The organism is Natronobacterium haloterrestre (genome assembly GCF_900112205.1).
In the GTDB taxonomy this organism is placed as follows: Archaea; Halobacteriota; Halobacteria; order Halobacteriales; family Natrialbaceae; genus Natronobacterium; species Natronobacterium haloterrestre.
Genome location: NZ_FOKW01000001.1, coordinates 409,648 through 422,687, shown reverse-complemented (window position 1 = coordinate 422,687; position 13,040 = coordinate 409,648). Strand labels below are relative to the sequence as shown.

The following is a 13,040-nucleotide window of genomic DNA, read 5'->3' as shown; positions in this document are numbered from 1 at the left end:
TCCCGATCCCTCGGGACTCACAACAGATGCCGACACTCCCCTAGCGGCGGGAACCACAGCGTCTCCTCGCGCTCGTCGTCCCGCACCGCCGGGTGGAAGGCGTCGGCGTCGGTCACCAGCGGCGACTGGAAGTCCCGGGCGTGCATGCCGTTGACCGTCGCGCCCCCGGCGAGGCGGGTAAACGCCGGGAGCATGAGCACGTCGGCTCCCTCGTAGACGCCCGGCCCGTAGAGAAAACAGGGAAGTTTCCGGCCGTCGACCGACAGCGCCGGGTGGTCGTGGCCGACGACGTAGCGGCCGGCGTCCCCGTCGGGCGGTTCGTGACCGTGACAGACGGCCGTCTCGCCGTCCGCGAGCCGGTAGGTCGCGGCCGTCTCGCCGTCGAACGCCTCCGCGAGCATCGTGTCGTGGTTCCCCGGGGTCACGACCAGATCGGCATCGGCGTCGTCGACCGCCGACTCGAGGGCCGCGACGTCCCGGTCGACACCGTGTGGAAGCCGATCGAAGGAGTGCAACAGGTCGCCGGCGACGACGACCGTTTCGGGTTCGGTACGCTCGAGGAGAGCCGCGAGCCGGTCCCGGACGTCGGTCCCGTCGTCGATGGGAGCGTCGACGTTCGAGGCGGCGGCACGCCCGAGGTGGAGGTCGGCCAGAACCAGCGCGTCCGCGTCGGGGACGTAGGCGGCCCGCTCGAGCGGGACGAACGGAACGTCGACGTCGGGTGCGTCGTCGGGCATGGGTACGGGTACGGGTACGGGTACGGGTACGGGTACGGGTACGGGACCGGTCGCCGGTCAGTCGGCGGTCGGTCCGGTATCGACCCCCTCGGGCCGGTACTCCTCCTTCCCGAGGGCCTCGAAGAGGTCGTACTCGCTGCCCGAGAGGATATAGAGGACCTCCTCGAGCGGGGCGAGTACTTCGGGAACGATCCTGACGACGAGGTAGGTGATCCCGACCAGCGCGATCACGGACAGCGACTGGGCGATGTAGTTGTGGGCGACGAGGAACGAGACCCGACTCGCCTCCGCACCCATGTAGGTGGTCATGAACGAGACGAGCCAGTCCTGCTGGAACCAGCCCCACGGCGACGCCAGCCCGATGAAGACGTTGCGCGCGAGGTTGAGGAACCAGATGATCCCGATCGCCGCCGCGAAGGCGGTGGCCTTCCGCTTGAGCGGCGCGGAAACCGCGGCGATCAGCCCGCCGAAGATCGCCATGCTCCCGATGCCGGTACAGGCGAGGATGATGTAGGTCGTTCGCCCGGTGACCGTTTCGTCCGGATCGAAGTCGAAGCGACTCTCGTAGCCGTACGCGCCCTCGGAGAGCCCCGGACTGTAGCCGAGCAGTTCCATCCCGTAGTGGGTCTGGGCCGCGGTCGTCTCGATCAGCCACGTGCGAAAGACGGGGATCGTCTCGGCGGGCAGGTAGATCAGCCCCATGAACGCGACTGCCTTCGTCAGTATCAGCAACGATTCCCGCCCGCCCACGAGGAGGTAGCCCGTGTACGCACACAGCGGGAGCGCAGCGAGCGACAGCACCGTCTGGAGCGGACTTTGCATCTCGTAGTAGTAGTACGGGACCATCGTCAGCCAGAAGATCCCGAACAGCAGCCAGGCGACGGCGCCGATCCGACGCGCGGGGTCGGTCGCTCCCCGCCACTGGCACAGCAGCGCGATCATGAACGCGCCGATCGAGATCCAGGCGAGCGCGTCCGTCAGACCTGCGCCCACGCCAGCAAGCGTCGCGGGTGCGAGCGCGACCACGTCGGGACCGACGACCGAACTCGACTCGAGCGCGGTCGCGGCGAGAGCGGACGGCATGTTCAGCTTATCCGACGGACTCTCGCGCTATCAACTTGACGTCTCGTCTCGCCGTCGGACGGCCCCGCTCCGGCCGCCCCGGGCGACGAAAGCTTTAAGCTAAATACAGCCATTTGGTAACAATGTACATGGCTTCAAGCGAACTGTCGACCAGCGACCTCCTCGACCAGCAGCTGACGGTCCGGCGCGTCGACTCCGTCGATCCGACCGCGACCGTCCGGCACGTCGACCAGCTCGAGTCCGCCGCTCTCGAGCAGTTCTACGAGTTGTGCGAGGACGGCGGCTCGATTCCGGTCAGCGACGCCGAACTCGAGGTAGGGGAGGTAATCGTCTTCACCGACTACTTCGTGGTCGACGGGGTCTGAAGCCGACGGCCAGCCCCGGGAATTCCTGCGGGGCCGGACGTATCGAAGCCGTTTTCCCCGGTGCGAGCCTTCGGTCCAGTATGAACGGCGACACGGACATGACTCTGGCGTTCGAACTCGAGGCGCTGAAGGAACTCGCCTCGCCCGAGAACGTCTTCGAGGACGCCAGAGGATGGACCGAGTACATCGGCGTCGTCTCCGAGAAACCGACCTACGTCGTGACGAACTTCACGCGGAAGAACCGCATCCGCCAGGACTTCTTCTCCGGCCCCCGCGGCAAAGCCGAGAGCCTCGAGGGTGTCAAAGACCAGTTCGAGACCGAACGCTACGTCTACATCGGGGTCGACGACGATGACGAGCGCCTCGCCGACGAGGTCGGCTGGGAGTATCTAGACGTCGAGGAGGCCGCCGAGGCCGCCGACTGGATCATGGCGACCCGTATCGACGAGAGCGAGGAGGAGGACGAACCGGTCCGGGACGACTGGCCCTGAACTCGAGCCGCGACCCGTTTTATCGGATCCCGAGCGGATCCACCTCGAGCAGTTCCGACACCACCGCAGAGCCGACGCGTTCGGCGTTTTCGACCGCGAGCGCGAGCGTCGCCTCCGTCCCGTCGAAGCTCTGTGCGACCGACTCGCCGGGGGCCGGCCGGTCGTAGTTCGACACCGCACGAACCGACAGGTACCGCTCGCCGGCGTCGAACCGCTCGAGGCCAGTCGCCGTCGCGGCGTCTTCCATCTGGGTCGTCACGTAGGGGTCGACGCCGTAGCGCTCGCAGAGCCACGCGGCCTCGCGGGCGTAGCGAGGACCGTGCCAGAACTCGTCGCCACAGAGGGTCGTACCGCGGTCGACGGTCGGCCCGCCGTCCGGTGCATCGGGGTACCGCCGCTGGTAGGCGAGCGCGTCCGGATCGTCGCCCAGGTCGACTTCGCGGGCCGCGTCCAGTGCCGTCTCGACGAGGGTCGGCTCGAGGCGATGGACGTAGTCACGGGGCCGGTACGCCAGGCGTTCGATGGGTGGCGTCTCGCCTTTCGTTTCCTCGCTCCGATCCCACCGATGTTTCCGGTCCCAGTCGACGACCGCGTCGGCGAGGACGACGGAACCGAGCGCGATGCGGTCCGGCGTGCCGCCGGCGATCCCGGCCGAGACGACGTACGCCGAGGAGAGATCGAGCAGCGGCGTCGCGAAGAGGGCGGCGACCGTCGTCGCCGCGTCGCTCTTGCCGATCCCGGTCGTCGTGATCGCGACCCCGTGGGTCGTGAGGTACACCGGCGTCGCGGAGCCCGGAACCGATATCGCCCGCTCGAGTCGGTCAGCCCGGCGCTCGAGCCACGGCCGCCGCTCGTCTATCGGCGGTTCGGCGACGGCCGGCAGGACCAGCGCGGACGGGGACAGCGGCCCGTCCGTGGCGGACTCGAGGGGTTCCGGTTCGGGCAGCTCGAGTTCGTCAGTCATTGCCGGGGGATCGTCCCGCGCCGGTAAAGAGCTACGGTGCTCGAAGCCACCGCTCCGCGTCGGGAACCGCAAAGGATTCGGACGCCCGCTTCGACCCAGTGGGCGTGAGCGACCGGACCCGCGGCCACAGCTACGACGACGATGACCTCACTCTCGAGGACGAGATCGTCGCCCGCGCCCGCATCCACGCCCGGACGGTCGTCCAGGGCGAGGCGTACGACCTGCCGGTCGATCGCTCCGCTCTCGAGTGGACGACCTCGGCCCGGGCGCGGCGGCGGGCCGGCGCGTGCCGCTGGGACCCCGACCGCGAGGTGGCGACGATCGTCCTCTCCCGGCGGGCCTACGAGCGGTACGACTGGCCGGAGTTCGCCGAGGTCGTCCGCCACGAACTCGTCCACGCCTGGGAGTTCCAGCAGTTCGGCGACTCCGGCCACGGACCGCGGTTTCGCGAGCGAGCCGAGAGGGTCGACGCGCCGCGACACTGTCGAGCGTTCGCCGACCCGCGGTACGTCCTCCGGTGTCTCGAGGGGGACTGCGACTGGCGGGCCGAGCGCCACCGGGCCTCGCAACCGGTGAAAGCGCCGGACCGGTACCGCTGTGGCGCCTGCGGCGGGAGTTACGAGGTCGAACACGTCGAGAGCGGCCATACGTGGACGACTGCTGGCGGGTACGGCGGCGCGAGGGCCATGCTCGGGAACGACTGGTGACCGAGCCGTCGCGGGTGTGGGCGTACCCGCTCGATACGGCCACGTCGCCCGAGCGGCCGTCCGCGGCGCGGAACACTTATTCGCGTCACTCTACCTGTTTCGCGTATGGGAATACTCGACCTGATGCTGGGACGGACGGGGACCGGCGAACAGGGCGTCGAGGCCAAATCCTACACGCTGCCGAAGGACACCCACGGGTTCGTCTACCCCGTCGCCGTCCGCCGTGCCGAACTCGAGGCGTTCGACAGGCTCGTCGAGGCCGAGGCCGACGCCCCCTACCTCGAGGATCGGACCGACGAACTCCAGGACGTGTTCGACGAGGTGTTAGACGGCGAACTCGACGCGACCGAACTGGTCGAGCGCAAGCGCGAGATCCGCCGGGCCGTCGAACCCGTCCTCGAGCGCTGGAACGACCAGATCGAGGGCGACGTCGGCGTCGTATACGCGACTTCGGCTATCGACGACGACCTGCGCGCGTTCGTCAAGCTCTGCAAGCAACGCGACGAGGACGACGACGATCCGTTCGATCTCCCCGAGGGGTTCCCGGACGCGGCGGCCCTGCTCAAGCGCGTCGACGACGCAACCGACGCGCAGTACCGCGCCGTCGTCCACACGGATCTGCTGCCGGAAGGGAGCGGTGGCGAGTCTGGAAAGTAGGGTCGAGTCCTCCGTTCTGCAGGCCGCTGTGTCGGCCCGCGAAGCCACCGACGACTCCTGTCCGGCAAGCCGATTTTTCACCCTCGCCGTCCCGTCGAAACGGGGGAAACGGTTAACTCTCGACCGAACCGAACGTCTAGTAGGCATGGTCCCGGTAGAGCCCCTCTACTGGTACGCTCCGGCACTTGCTCTCCAGATCGCGCTCGTGTACGCCTTTTATCGGTACGCCCGGTCAGGGCCGTGGCCCGCCGGGGGCGATCCAGGTGGGGACACGGAGGCAGACGATGCCCGCTCCAGTGTCGACCTCCGGACCCGGTCCCGGGCGGACACGGATGACCCCGGAGGCGGCGTCGACCGCGAGGCTGGCGTCGTCCACTGTCCCGACTGCGGGACGGAAAACGAACGCGGCTACGCGTACTGTCGCAACTGCGTCGGCGAACTCCCCGACGCGGCCGCGTGGCGCTCGAGCGGGTTCGCGCCGCGACAGCGCGGGATCCTCTGAGCGACGCCGCCGTTCGCTCGGCCGGCCGAACGACGAGACTCGATCAGACGATCCGCTCTAACGCCTCGAGCGACGGGAGTTCGTACGTCGGCCGATGGTCGGACGGCCGGTCGCGGCCGACGTCGAGCAACGCAGAGTCGATCCCCATCGCGTTCGCGCCCGCGACGTCCGCGTGGGGCGAATCGCCCACGTGGATCGCTCCCTCCGGCGTCGCTCCCACTCCGGCGAGGGCGCGCTCGAACGGTTCGGCGTTCGGCTTCGGATGGATCCCCGCGCTCGGCTCGGTGAACACCCGAACGTCGAAGGCGTCTTCGATTCCGAGCGTTCGAAGTTTTCGCGTCTGTGTCGTCCGGCCGCCGTTGGTGATGAGTGCGACGCTGGCCCGGTTCCGGGCGTGCTCGAGCGCGGCTTCGGCCCCTGGCCGGAAGCGGACGGCGGTGGGATCCCGAAGCTCGAGATACGCGTCCGTGAGTCGGGACGCGACCGTACTGCGAGCGCCGAAGTGGACGTCGCTCCGGCTCACGACCTCGGCGAACAGGTGCTCGAAGAACTCCCGATCGGTGTCGGCCGTCGGCAGCGACGGGATCGCGGCCCGCAGGTCCGCGGGCGTACAGAACTTCGGGACCCCCGTCCGATCGAACGCCGACTCGAGCAACACCGCGTCGTCCTGCGTGGATTCACAGAGGGTATCATCGAGGTCGAAACAGATTGCGTCGTAGACGGCCATTCCCGTACTCGTACGGTCGTCGGCTCCCTCAACGTTTCGCCGTTGTGTGCGGCCGTGAGGAATTCGCGGATGACATCGGTACGACACCTCGGGAGTTATTGCACCGGAGTCGGTTGTCGGCGTATGGACGTCCTGAAGCGAGTCCACGTGGTTCCCGTCGGCTACGAGTACGATCGCATCCTCGAGCCGATTCGCGAGCAGCGGGCGGACCTCGTCTATCTCCTCGAGGGCGGAGGTGAGGACGAGGGCGAGGGCGAGGACGAGGCCGAAAGTGAGCACAAAAGTGATCGCGCGGACGAAAGCGACGAACCCGACGCCCCCACCGCCGACTCCCAGCTCTCGAGCCCCTCGGCCGACTACCACGACGAACTCCGGGCCGAACTCGAGGGAATCGTCCCCGAGGTCCGGACCCGTCAGTGTGACCTGGCGGACGTCTACGCCGTCCTCGGGGCGGTGACGACCATCGCGTCGAACCACGCCGAAGACAGCGTCTACGTCAACGTCTCGAGCGCGGGAACGATCGCGGCGATCGGCGCGACGATCGCGTGTATGGACGTCTCGACCGATGCCCGGGCCTACTACGTCGAACCCTCGACGTACGCCCACGACGGGACGAGTGAACCGGCCTCGTTCGGCATCGAGGCCACCGAACCCATCCCGTCGTACCCCATCGAGTCGCCGACGCCCGACCAGGTGGCGATCATGGAATTCCTCCGCGAGCCGTCGGCCTGGGACGGCTACAGCGATGCACGGACCGCGCCGCCGAAGAAGAAAGACCTCATCGAGTACGCCAGAGACCGCGAACTCTCGTTCATGGCCGACCGGCAGTCGCCCGACGACCGGGACGGCGAGGACAAGGGCGCGTTCCGCGTGCTCGATACTCACGTCCTCGAGCCGCTGGTCGCCGACGGGTACGTCACGGTGGAGTCGGTCGGCCGCCGCCGCGTCGTCGAACTGACCGAGCGTGGGGAAAACGCCTACCGGGCGTTCAAGCACAAACTCGAAGACAGCGGGGGGATGGGGACGAATCCCCTCGAGGAGTGAGGAGGGCCGAAGCGGTTCCGACTCCGGGTTCAGGCCCGACGGCAACGGGAGTTAGCGGCGACAGTCGTCCTCGAGTCGTGCGTACAGCGTCGTCCCCAGCCGTGCGAGTTCGAGGTCGGCCTCGAGGCGCTCGACGTGGGCCCGAAGCCGCGGTTCGGCGGCCGGCGATCCCTCGAGGCCCTCGAGGTCCGCGCAGTGGCCTGCGGGCCCGTCGACCCGTGCGAGCAGGTCGGGTGCGGCGTCCGCGAGGCGGGAACCGGGAAGCTCCGGGCGGCGACGCCCGGCCTCGCACGCGGCGAGCAGTTCGTGAGCGACGACGAGCCGGCGACGGAGCGTGCGGATCTCGTCCGGATCGGCCGGCTCGGAGAGGGCGGCTGTCAGCCGCGCTTCGGCACGCTCGACCCGTCCGGGATCGACGGCCAGGGCCGGCACGATTCGCTCCAGGCCGACCGTCGGTCCCTCGGTGCGACGGCTCGCGATCCGGACGGCAGCCGCAACCGTCGCGGGACGACCGAATCGGCGGAACGGCCGGTCCCCCGCGGCCTCGAGGACGGCACGGGCGACCGCCGTCGCGGACTCGACCCCGAGACGACGTGTGGCATCATCGATCGTCGGTGCGGCGTTGCTCTGACTCGTCTCGGAATCGTTCCCGGAGTCGCTCTCGGAGTCGCAGCGAGCCATACTCGAAGGGAGGCTTCGTCGGATATTATGTACTTCTACGAAAGTATCCGTACTATCGTTACTATCTTTATTGCTGATACTATCGTGGTCACGAGCAACCACGGGACGGGGCCGGAGCCTCGAGTCGCAGAACTCAACGGCTCCGCCGAGCAGTCCTGCCCGATCCGCCACGTTCAAGCCGATTCCCTTCGACCCTCGAGTCATGACGCGATCTGTCTGGATCAAAGCCGACGACGACGTCGGCGACTGGGACGACCGCCGGGCGCGGATCACTGCCGCGCTCGAGGCGGGCGCGGACTGGGTACTGGTCGACGAACGCGACGTCGAGCGGGTGCGCGAACTCGGCGACATCAACGTGGCCGCGTTCCGGACGGACGGCGACCTGACGCTCGTCGACGACGCCGAGGACGAAAGCGAGACGGAGGACGCGGGATCCCACGCGGACGCCGATCCCGACGCCGTCGTCGTCGGGAAGGACGGCGAGGGTGACGCCACCATCGACCTCCCCGAGGACTTCTCCGGGTCGGCCGACCTCTCGACGCTGCGACGCGACGGCGACCAGGAGCGGGGCGCGTACGTCCGTATTCTCGGCAAGGAGTACGAGCGGTTCGCCGAGACCGCCGCCGACGAGGCGGATCACACCATCGTCGTCGGCGAGGACTGGACGATCATCCCCCTCGAGAACCTGATCGCCCGGATCGGCGAGGAGACCGACCTCGTCGCGGGGGTCACGAGCGCGGAGGAGGCAAAGACCGCCTTCGAGACCCTCGAGATCGGTGCCGACTCCGTGCTGCTGGACTCGGACGACCCCGACGAGATCCGCAGGACCGTCGAGGTCCGCGACGAGGCCGAGCGCGAGACCCTCGAACTGGAGTACGCCGAGGTGCTCGACGTCGAGCGGGTCGGCAGCGCCGACCGCGTCTGTGTCGACACGGGCAACCTCCTCGAGCACGACGAGGGGATGCTCGTCGGCTCGATGGCCCGCGGGCTGGTGTTCGTCCACGCCGAGACCGCCGACTCGCCGTACGTCGCCTCCCGACCGTTCCGGGTCAACGCCGGCGCGGTCCACGCCTACGTTCGCACCCCCGACGGCGGCACGAAATACCTCTCGGAACTGCAAAGCGGCGACGAGGTACAGGTCGTCGACACGGACGGCCACACCCGTGAAGCGATCGTCGGCCGCGTCAAAATCGAGCAACGCCCGATGTTCCGGATCGCACTCGAGACCGGGGACGGCGACCGGGTCGAGACGCTACTCCAGAACGCCGAGACGATCAAGGTCCCGACCCGCGAAGGCCGGACCGCGGTCACCGACCTCGAGGCCGGCGACGAACTCCTGTTGTACTACGAGGATACGGCCCGTCACTTCGGCGAGGCCGTCGAGGAAAGCATTATCGAGAAATAAAAGGGCCTGTCGACGGTGCAACTACCCGGTCAGTCCGACCGGGTCCCTACCGCTTCGTCTTCGTCGTCTTCCGGGGCCTCGAGCCGAGTCGTACACCAGTGACAGAACTCGAGGTCCTCGTCGAGTTCCTTCCCGCACTCGGGACAGGTCGGGCCGTCGGTCGCGCTGGGCGAGTCCGGCGGGAACCCGAGCGACCGGAACGTGGCGTCGATCGCCGCAAACAGGACGATAAACGAGAGGGCGAACTGTCCGATCGTATCGGTCTCCTGGGTCACCAGTTCCATGCTCTCGGTCATCGATCCCGCCGCGGCGATCTGCTCCGTCGGAAGAAAGATCACGACCGCCGAGAGATACAGGCCGGCGAACACGAGCGCCCGGGTCCAGTCCCGGATGAGGGCGTGGCCCGCCCCGGGAAAGACGACCGAGAGCCCGCCGGCGGCGAGCGCGCGAAGCCATGTCATCTTCGTACCCCAAGATAGGAGAGCCGACGGGTTAACATTCCGATTCGTATCGGCGCGCAGGAACGAGGTCCCTCGCCGACACCGTCGGACGTCTGGCTGACGTGTGTCTGACGCACGTCAGAAAATGATCCCCCTCACTTTTCTACCAGTGCGGTGGAACCGGAATATGGAACAGGGCCTATCGCCGAGCATGGCCGTCGTTCGGACGGTTGCCTCCCACGAAGGCGTCGACCCGGTAGAGCTGTCGCCGCCGCTGCACGCTGCGATCGATACCGACGCACTCGACGCTTTCTTTCGTACCGAATCCTGCGACTGCGACGCCGCGAACGGACATACCGTCGGGTCCACCCCCGTGGTCGAGTTCACTTACCGGAACCATCGAATCCGCGTCGAAGAGCCCGGCGCCGTCGAGATTCTGGACGGCGACGACCGCCGTGGCTCTTCGAGGTCTCCCGATAGCAACCACAACTAACGCTCACAGAGGCGAGCGACGGCCATCGCTTCCATCGCGCGCCCCGGTTACGTCGACTCCGACCGCGAATCCGCGGCCACCTCGAGACACCGTTCGACGGCCGGTGACTCGCGGTAGCGAACCCGGTCGTTCGACCACTCGAACTCGACGATCCCGTAATCGGCCAGCGCTGGCAGATGGTGGTGTCGAAGATCGATTTCGACGGCCTCGTGGTTCGACTCGTCCGCGCGAGCGACGGCATCGACGAGGTCGTCGATCGGTACCTCGTCCGCGCTCGATCGCTCGAGGAAGTGCCCGATCACCGCACGCCGCCTCGAAGACGCAAGCACGTCGAACACCGCGTCTACCGGAAGCGCCGACCGATCCGCGCCGTTCGAGCCTCGATCCTGGGAGTCGTCGCGGTCGTCGTGGCCGTCGAGCGCGGGGGTCATGGTATTAACACACAAGCATGAACAGTTATATCTAGGGTTGACGTGTCAACTGACTCGAGACGGCGGTCCGGACGGGGAGACGGACGGAGGACCGAGGGCGGGGCGAACGCGAAACGCCCGGACGAGGACCGGCAATCGAGTGGCGGTCACCCGCCACGGGTGGTCCGCTCCAGAAACGCCTCGACGTCTTCGTCCTCCTGTTCTTTGGCGAACTCGAGGTACGGCTCGAGTCGTTCGCCGCGTTCGGTGAGGGTGATCGCGCCCGAGTCCCGCTCGAACGTAATGAGATCGTAATCCGCCAGTTTCGGCAGACTGGCGTGCGTAAGCGACGTTCTCGTATGGCGTTTCATCTCGGCGGTAAGGAGGTCGGCGGTCGTCTCGTTCTCCCAGGCGGCGAGTTGTGCGGTGAGTTCCGAGAGGGCGACGGTGCCACCGCGTTCGTACAGCAGGTACAACAGAAATCGATCGCGTCGATCGGCAAGCAGGCCGAACACGACTCCGGGGGTAAGCGACAGATCCTCCTCCTGATCGGCGTCGGTAGCGTCGTCGGACCCGTCGGACTCGTCGGACTCGTCGGACCCGTCGGACTCGTCGGACCCGTCGGACCCGTCGGACCCGGACGAAGGGCCGAACGGAGGTTCGGCGTCCGCATCGGAGTTCGCGTTCGCGGTCGCATTCGCTTCCGATTCCGTCCCGGCCCCGTCCTCCTCGTCCTCGTCTTCATCTCTATCCGTCGGTCCCCCATTGTCCTCCGACATCGTCCGATCGTACCACCGTATAGGGGATAATGATTTGGACGACAACAGGTTACGAACCACACCGAGGCTCATTTTACGCTCCGACGGCGTGAGACTCCCACCACTGCTATTTATATGCGCCTTCGTCGGAGGAGTGGTATGCGGAACGGGGAGTCACCGAGCGTCACCGTCGTTCGAGCGATCGCAATACGAGAGGGCGTCGATCCCGTCGAACTGGACCCGCCGCTCCACGAAGTCGTCGATCCAAGCGCCCTCAACTGTCTGTTCCAGGAGAACGGCCGCTCTAGCGACCATCTTGCGCTCGAGTTCACGTACGACACCTACCGAGTTCGCGTAACGGGGACGGACCCCGAAGTCGAAGTAACCGAACGGTGACTCGAGGCCGGTCGTCGCGGGACGGGTGGTCCGAATGGATCGTCCGACCCGAAACGGGTGAGCGACGGACCGTGCCGCTCAGTCGTTCGACGGTTCGTGGCCCGGACGGAGCCAGCCGCGGACCCGTTCGGAGAACGTTCCGATGCCGATTCCTGCGAGGAACGAGACGAGGCTCGGGACGAGTACCCACCAGAGGTCGGGATGCTCGCCGCCGGTGTGTAGCGCGATGTCTAGCATCGGTTCGGTCCTTCGAAGGTTGGAACCGTCAATGTATCGTTGGCGTCACTAATTCCGGAGCCCGGTGATACGGACATTGGCGGTTCTGTCCTCGTGTCGGCGAAATCGATGATCGATGCGCTCGTCGCGACGGCCACCGAACAACGCCTCCCCCATACTGCTCGGCTCGCGCTCCGTTCGGCGCGCTTGGGGCTGTCAATCCGGCAGCCGCGTTCGGAAGGGCTTCGGAGCAACGGCTCGTTAGTGATTCCCCCCGTTCGTCGGCATCCGAGGACGAGTTCGGTACTGAGAGCAAAGCACGTATTTCGGAGCCCCAGCGGCGCATCGCCTGTGCGATATGTGAAAACCACTCAGGATTCGTCCGGGGCCACCCGGCGTGGAAGGACCTGGCCCCAGACGTGCTTGTCCAGGAGCCTGACCGTCATCGGCTCCTCGACCGTGATGCAACACGAGAGCCGGGGATAGCCGAACCGAACCGCCGCGGCGTCGTGCCAGTGGGTCGGCTCCGGCGCGGGATCGACCTCGACGGTACAGGTCGAACACACCCCCCGCCCACCGCAGTTCGCGTACTGCGACACCGTACCGTAAACCGGCAAATCGTGCTCGAGTAACGACTCCCGGAGATTGGCACCGGGTTCGACCCGGATGGTGGTTTCCTCGCCCTCGCTTCCGGTGATGACCCGCACCGGAATTCCCTCGGCCATGGGGTTCGGTATGGTCTCACGCCACGTGGTTCTACCGGGGACGACGGAGAGTTCCGACAGGAGTCCGTCAGTGGTCTCGCTTACGACGCTGGACGCCAGTCGACCCCGGATCGGCGTCGGGCTCTGCCGGGTTGTCGTGACTCCCGTCTCCAACAGGGTGGCCGCTCTCGAGCGGAGACTGGTGGCCGCGAACGCAATTCTCGAGCACGGTCGGCTTTCGGCTGCGTAGCTTCGTCCTC

At 67.2% G+C, this 13,040-nt stretch carries 19 protein-coding genes; 9 read left to right on the top strand and 10 right to left on the bottom strand.

Features of this window, described 5'->3' with window-relative positions:
* Positions 1–17: 17 nt before the first annotated feature.
* Positions 18–737: a metallophosphoesterase gene (locus tag BM113_RS02105; RefSeq protein WP_089784924.1), complete on the bottom strand. Its 720-nt coding sequence runs from the start codon at positions 735–737 to the stop codon at positions 18–20.
* 57 nt (positions 738–794) lie between these two features.
* Positions 795–1,820 carry an archaeosortase A gene (gene artA / locus BM113_RS02100; protein ID WP_089784923.1) on the bottom strand — a complete coding sequence of 342 codons (1,026 nt, stop codon included), beginning with the start codon at positions 1,818–1,820 and terminating at the stop codon, positions 795–797.
* A 122-nt stretch (positions 1,821–1,942) separates the two neighbouring features.
* Here artA and BM113_RS02095 point away from each other — a divergent pair, with 122 nt between their 5' ends.
* Both BM113_RS02095 and BM113_RS02090 read left to right on the top strand, forming a co-directional pair.
* Positions 1,943–2,185: a hypothetical protein gene (locus tag BM113_RS02095; RefSeq protein ID WP_089784921.1), complete on the top strand. Its 243-nt coding sequence runs from the start codon at positions 1,943–1,945 to the stop codon at positions 2,183–2,185.
* Between the two features lie 80 nt (positions 2,186–2,265).
* Positions 2,266–2,676, top strand: coding sequence for a DUF7124 domain-containing protein (locus BM113_RS02090; RefSeq protein ID WP_089784919.1), 411 nt, complete (start codon positions 2,266–2,268; stop codon positions 2,674–2,676).
* Between the two features lie 19 nt (positions 2,677–2,695).
* Here the strand turns inward: BM113_RS02090 and BM113_RS02085 are convergent, their stop codons facing one another.
* Complete coding sequence (locus BM113_RS02085) at positions 2,696–3,640, bottom strand: phosphorylase family protein (protein WP_089784917.1); 945 nt, start codon at positions 3,638–3,640, stop codon at positions 2,696–2,698.
* A 104-nt stretch (positions 3,641–3,744) separates the two neighbouring features.
* Between BM113_RS02085 and BM113_RS02080 the strand changes: the two genes are divergently transcribed.
* From BM113_RS02080 to BM113_RS02070, 3 genes are all read left to right on the top strand, one after another.
* Positions 3,745–4,347, top strand: a complete 603-nt coding sequence (locus BM113_RS02080; RefSeq protein ID WP_089785549.1) for a SprT family zinc-dependent metalloprotease — start codon at positions 3,745–3,747, stop codon at positions 4,345–4,347.
* Positions 4,348–4,452: 105 nt separating this feature from the next.
* Positions 4,453–5,004, top strand: a complete 552-nt coding sequence (locus BM113_RS02075; RefSeq protein ID WP_089784915.1) for a hypothetical protein — start codon at positions 4,453–4,455, stop codon at positions 5,002–5,004.
* Positions 5,005–5,149: 145 nt separating this feature from the next.
* The gene (locus tag BM113_RS02070) at positions 5,150–5,506 is read left to right on the top strand and encodes a DUF7577 domain-containing protein (protein WP_089784913.1); all 357 of its coding nucleotides are present in this window, start codon (positions 5,150–5,152) and stop codon (positions 5,504–5,506) included.
* A gap of 43 nt (positions 5,507–5,549) precedes the next feature.
* On the opposite strand, the gene BM113_RS02065 is transcribed toward BM113_RS02070, so the two are convergent.
* Positions 5,550–6,233 (bottom strand): HAD family hydrolase, encoded by a 684-nt coding sequence (locus tag BM113_RS02065; protein ID WP_089784911.1) that lies wholly within the window; start codon positions 6,231–6,233, stop codon positions 5,550–5,552.
* A 123-nt stretch (positions 6,234–6,356) separates the two neighbouring features.
* Between BM113_RS02065 and BM113_RS02060 the strand changes: the two genes are divergently transcribed.
* Positions 6,357–7,277 carry an HFX_2341 family transcriptional regulator domain-containing protein gene (locus BM113_RS02060; protein ID WP_089784908.1) on the top strand — a complete coding sequence of 307 codons (921 nt, stop codon included), beginning with the start codon at positions 6,357–6,359 and terminating at the stop codon, positions 7,275–7,277.
* A gap of 51 nt (positions 7,278–7,328) precedes the next feature.
* Here the strand turns inward: BM113_RS02060 and BM113_RS02055 are convergent, their stop codons facing one another.
* Positions 7,329–7,958: a hypothetical protein gene (locus BM113_RS02055; protein ID WP_089784906.1), complete on the bottom strand. Its 630-nt coding sequence runs from the start codon at positions 7,956–7,958 to the stop codon at positions 7,329–7,331.
* Positions 7,959–8,160: 202 nt separating this feature from the next.
* On the opposite strand from BM113_RS02055, the gene BM113_RS02050 reads away from it, so the two are divergent.
* Positions 8,161–9,363 carry a 3-dehydroquinate synthase II gene (locus BM113_RS02050; protein WP_089784905.1) on the top strand — a complete coding sequence of 401 codons (1,203 nt, stop codon included), beginning with the start codon at positions 8,161–8,163 and terminating at the stop codon, positions 9,361–9,363.
* A 29-nt stretch (positions 9,364–9,392) separates the two neighbouring features.
* On the opposite strand, the gene BM113_RS02045 is transcribed toward BM113_RS02050, so the two are convergent.
* On the bottom strand, positions 9,393–9,824 hold the full coding sequence (locus BM113_RS02045) for a zinc ribbon domain-containing protein (RefSeq protein WP_089784903.1): 432 nt from the start codon (positions 9,822–9,824) through the stop codon (positions 9,393–9,395).
* A 103-nt stretch (positions 9,825–9,927) separates the two neighbouring features.
* Between BM113_RS02045 and BM113_RS02040 the strand changes: the two genes are divergently transcribed.
* Positions 9,928–10,296, top strand: a complete 369-nt coding sequence (locus tag BM113_RS02040) for a HalOD1 output domain-containing protein (protein ID WP_245757953.1) — start codon at positions 9,928–9,930, stop codon at positions 10,294–10,296.
* A gap of 47 nt (positions 10,297–10,343) precedes the next feature.
* Here the strand turns inward: BM113_RS02040 and BM113_RS02035 are convergent, their stop codons facing one another.
* Both BM113_RS02035 and BM113_RS22155 read right to left on the bottom strand, forming a co-directional pair.
* Positions 10,344–10,727, bottom strand: a complete 384-nt coding sequence (locus BM113_RS02035; RefSeq protein WP_089784900.1) for a DUF7344 domain-containing protein — start codon at positions 10,725–10,727, stop codon at positions 10,344–10,346.
* A 146-nt stretch (positions 10,728–10,873) separates the two neighbouring features.
* Positions 10,874–11,485, bottom strand: coding sequence for a DUF7344 domain-containing protein (locus tag BM113_RS22155; RefSeq protein WP_089784898.1), 612 nt, complete (start codon positions 11,483–11,485; stop codon positions 10,874–10,876).
* Positions 11,486–11,623: 138 nt separating this feature from the next.
* Here BM113_RS22155 and BM113_RS02025 point away from each other — a divergent pair, with 138 nt between their 5' ends.
* Positions 11,624–11,860, top strand: coding sequence for a HalOD1 output domain-containing protein (locus tag BM113_RS02025; RefSeq protein WP_245757952.1), 237 nt, complete (start codon positions 11,624–11,626; stop codon positions 11,858–11,860).
* Positions 11,861–11,938: 78 nt separating this feature from the next.
* Here BM113_RS02025 and BM113_RS22150 read toward each other — a convergent pair whose 3' ends face one another.
* Positions 11,939–12,097, bottom strand: coding sequence for a hypothetical protein (locus BM113_RS22150; protein ID WP_007142402.1), 159 nt, complete (start codon positions 12,095–12,097; stop codon positions 11,939–11,941).
* Between the two features lie 350 nt (positions 12,098–12,447).
* Complete coding sequence (locus tag BM113_RS02020; protein WP_089784894.1) at positions 12,448–12,801, bottom strand: 2Fe-2S iron-sulfur cluster-binding protein; 354 nt, start codon at positions 12,799–12,801, stop codon at positions 12,448–12,450.
* Between the last annotated feature and the right edge of the window lie 239 nt (positions 12,802–13,040).

What these genes read in the sequence shown, in the direction of transcription:
- BM113_RS02085 (WP_089784917.1), bottom strand. Translation starts at nt 3,640, where the DNA reads ATGACTGACGAACTCGAGCTGCCCGAACCGGAACCCCTCGAGTCCGCC.
- BM113_RS02020 (WP_089784894.1), bottom strand. Translation starts at nt 12,801, where the DNA reads ATGGCCGAGGGAATTCCGGTGCGGGTCATCACCGGAAGCGAGGGCGAG.
- BM113_RS02065 (WP_089784911.1), bottom strand. Translation starts at nt 6,233, where the DNA reads ATGGCCGTCTACGACGCAATCTGTTTCGACCTCGATGATACCCTCTGT.
- artA (WP_089784923.1), bottom strand. Translation starts at nt 1,820, where the DNA reads ATGCCGTCCGCTCTCGCCGCGACCGCGCTCGAGTCGAGTTCGGTCGTC.
- BM113_RS02045 (WP_089784903.1), bottom strand. Translation starts at nt 9,824, where the DNA reads ATGACATGGCTTCGCGCGCTCGCCGCCGGCGGGCTCTCGGTCGTCTTT.
- BM113_RS02025 (WP_245757952.1), top strand. Translation starts at nt 11,624, where the DNA reads ATGCGGAACGGGGAGTCACCGAGCGTCACCGTCGTTCGAGCGATCGCA.
- BM113_RS02035 (WP_089784900.1), bottom strand. Translation starts at nt 10,727, where the DNA reads ATGACCCCCGCGCTCGACGGCCACGACGACCGCGACGACTCCCAGGAT.
- BM113_RS02075 (WP_089784915.1), top strand. Translation starts at nt 4,453, where the DNA reads ATGGGAATACTCGACCTGATGCTGGGACGGACGGGGACCGGCGAACAG.
- BM113_RS02055 (WP_089784906.1), bottom strand. Translation starts at nt 7,958, where the DNA reads ATGGCTCGCTGCGACTCCGAGAGCGACTCCGGGAACGATTCCGAGACG.
- BM113_RS02095 (WP_089784921.1), top strand. Translation starts at nt 1,943, where the DNA reads ATGTACATGGCTTCAAGCGAACTGTCGACCAGCGACCTCCTCGACCAG.
- BM113_RS02105 (WP_089784924.1), bottom strand. Translation starts at nt 737, where the DNA reads ATGCCCGACGACGCACCCGACGTCGACGTTCCGTTCGTCCCGCTCGAG.
- BM113_RS22155 (WP_089784898.1), bottom strand. Translation starts at nt 11,485, where the DNA reads ATGTCGGAGGACAATGGGGGACCGACGGATAGAGATGAAGACGAGGAC.
- BM113_RS22150 (WP_007142402.1), bottom strand. Translation starts at nt 12,097, where the DNA reads ATGCTAGACATCGCGCTACACACCGGCGGCGAGCATCCCGACCTCTGG.
- BM113_RS02090 (WP_089784919.1), top strand. Translation starts at nt 2,266, where the DNA reads ATGAACGGCGACACGGACATGACTCTGGCGTTCGAACTCGAGGCGCTG.
- BM113_RS02060 (WP_089784908.1), top strand. Translation starts at nt 6,357, where the DNA reads ATGGACGTCCTGAAGCGAGTCCACGTGGTTCCCGTCGGCTACGAGTAC.
- BM113_RS02050 (WP_089784905.1), top strand. Translation starts at nt 8,161, where the DNA reads ATGACGCGATCTGTCTGGATCAAAGCCGACGACGACGTCGGCGACTGG.
- BM113_RS02070 (WP_089784913.1), top strand. Translation starts at nt 5,150, where the DNA reads ATGGTCCCGGTAGAGCCCCTCTACTGGTACGCTCCGGCACTTGCTCTC.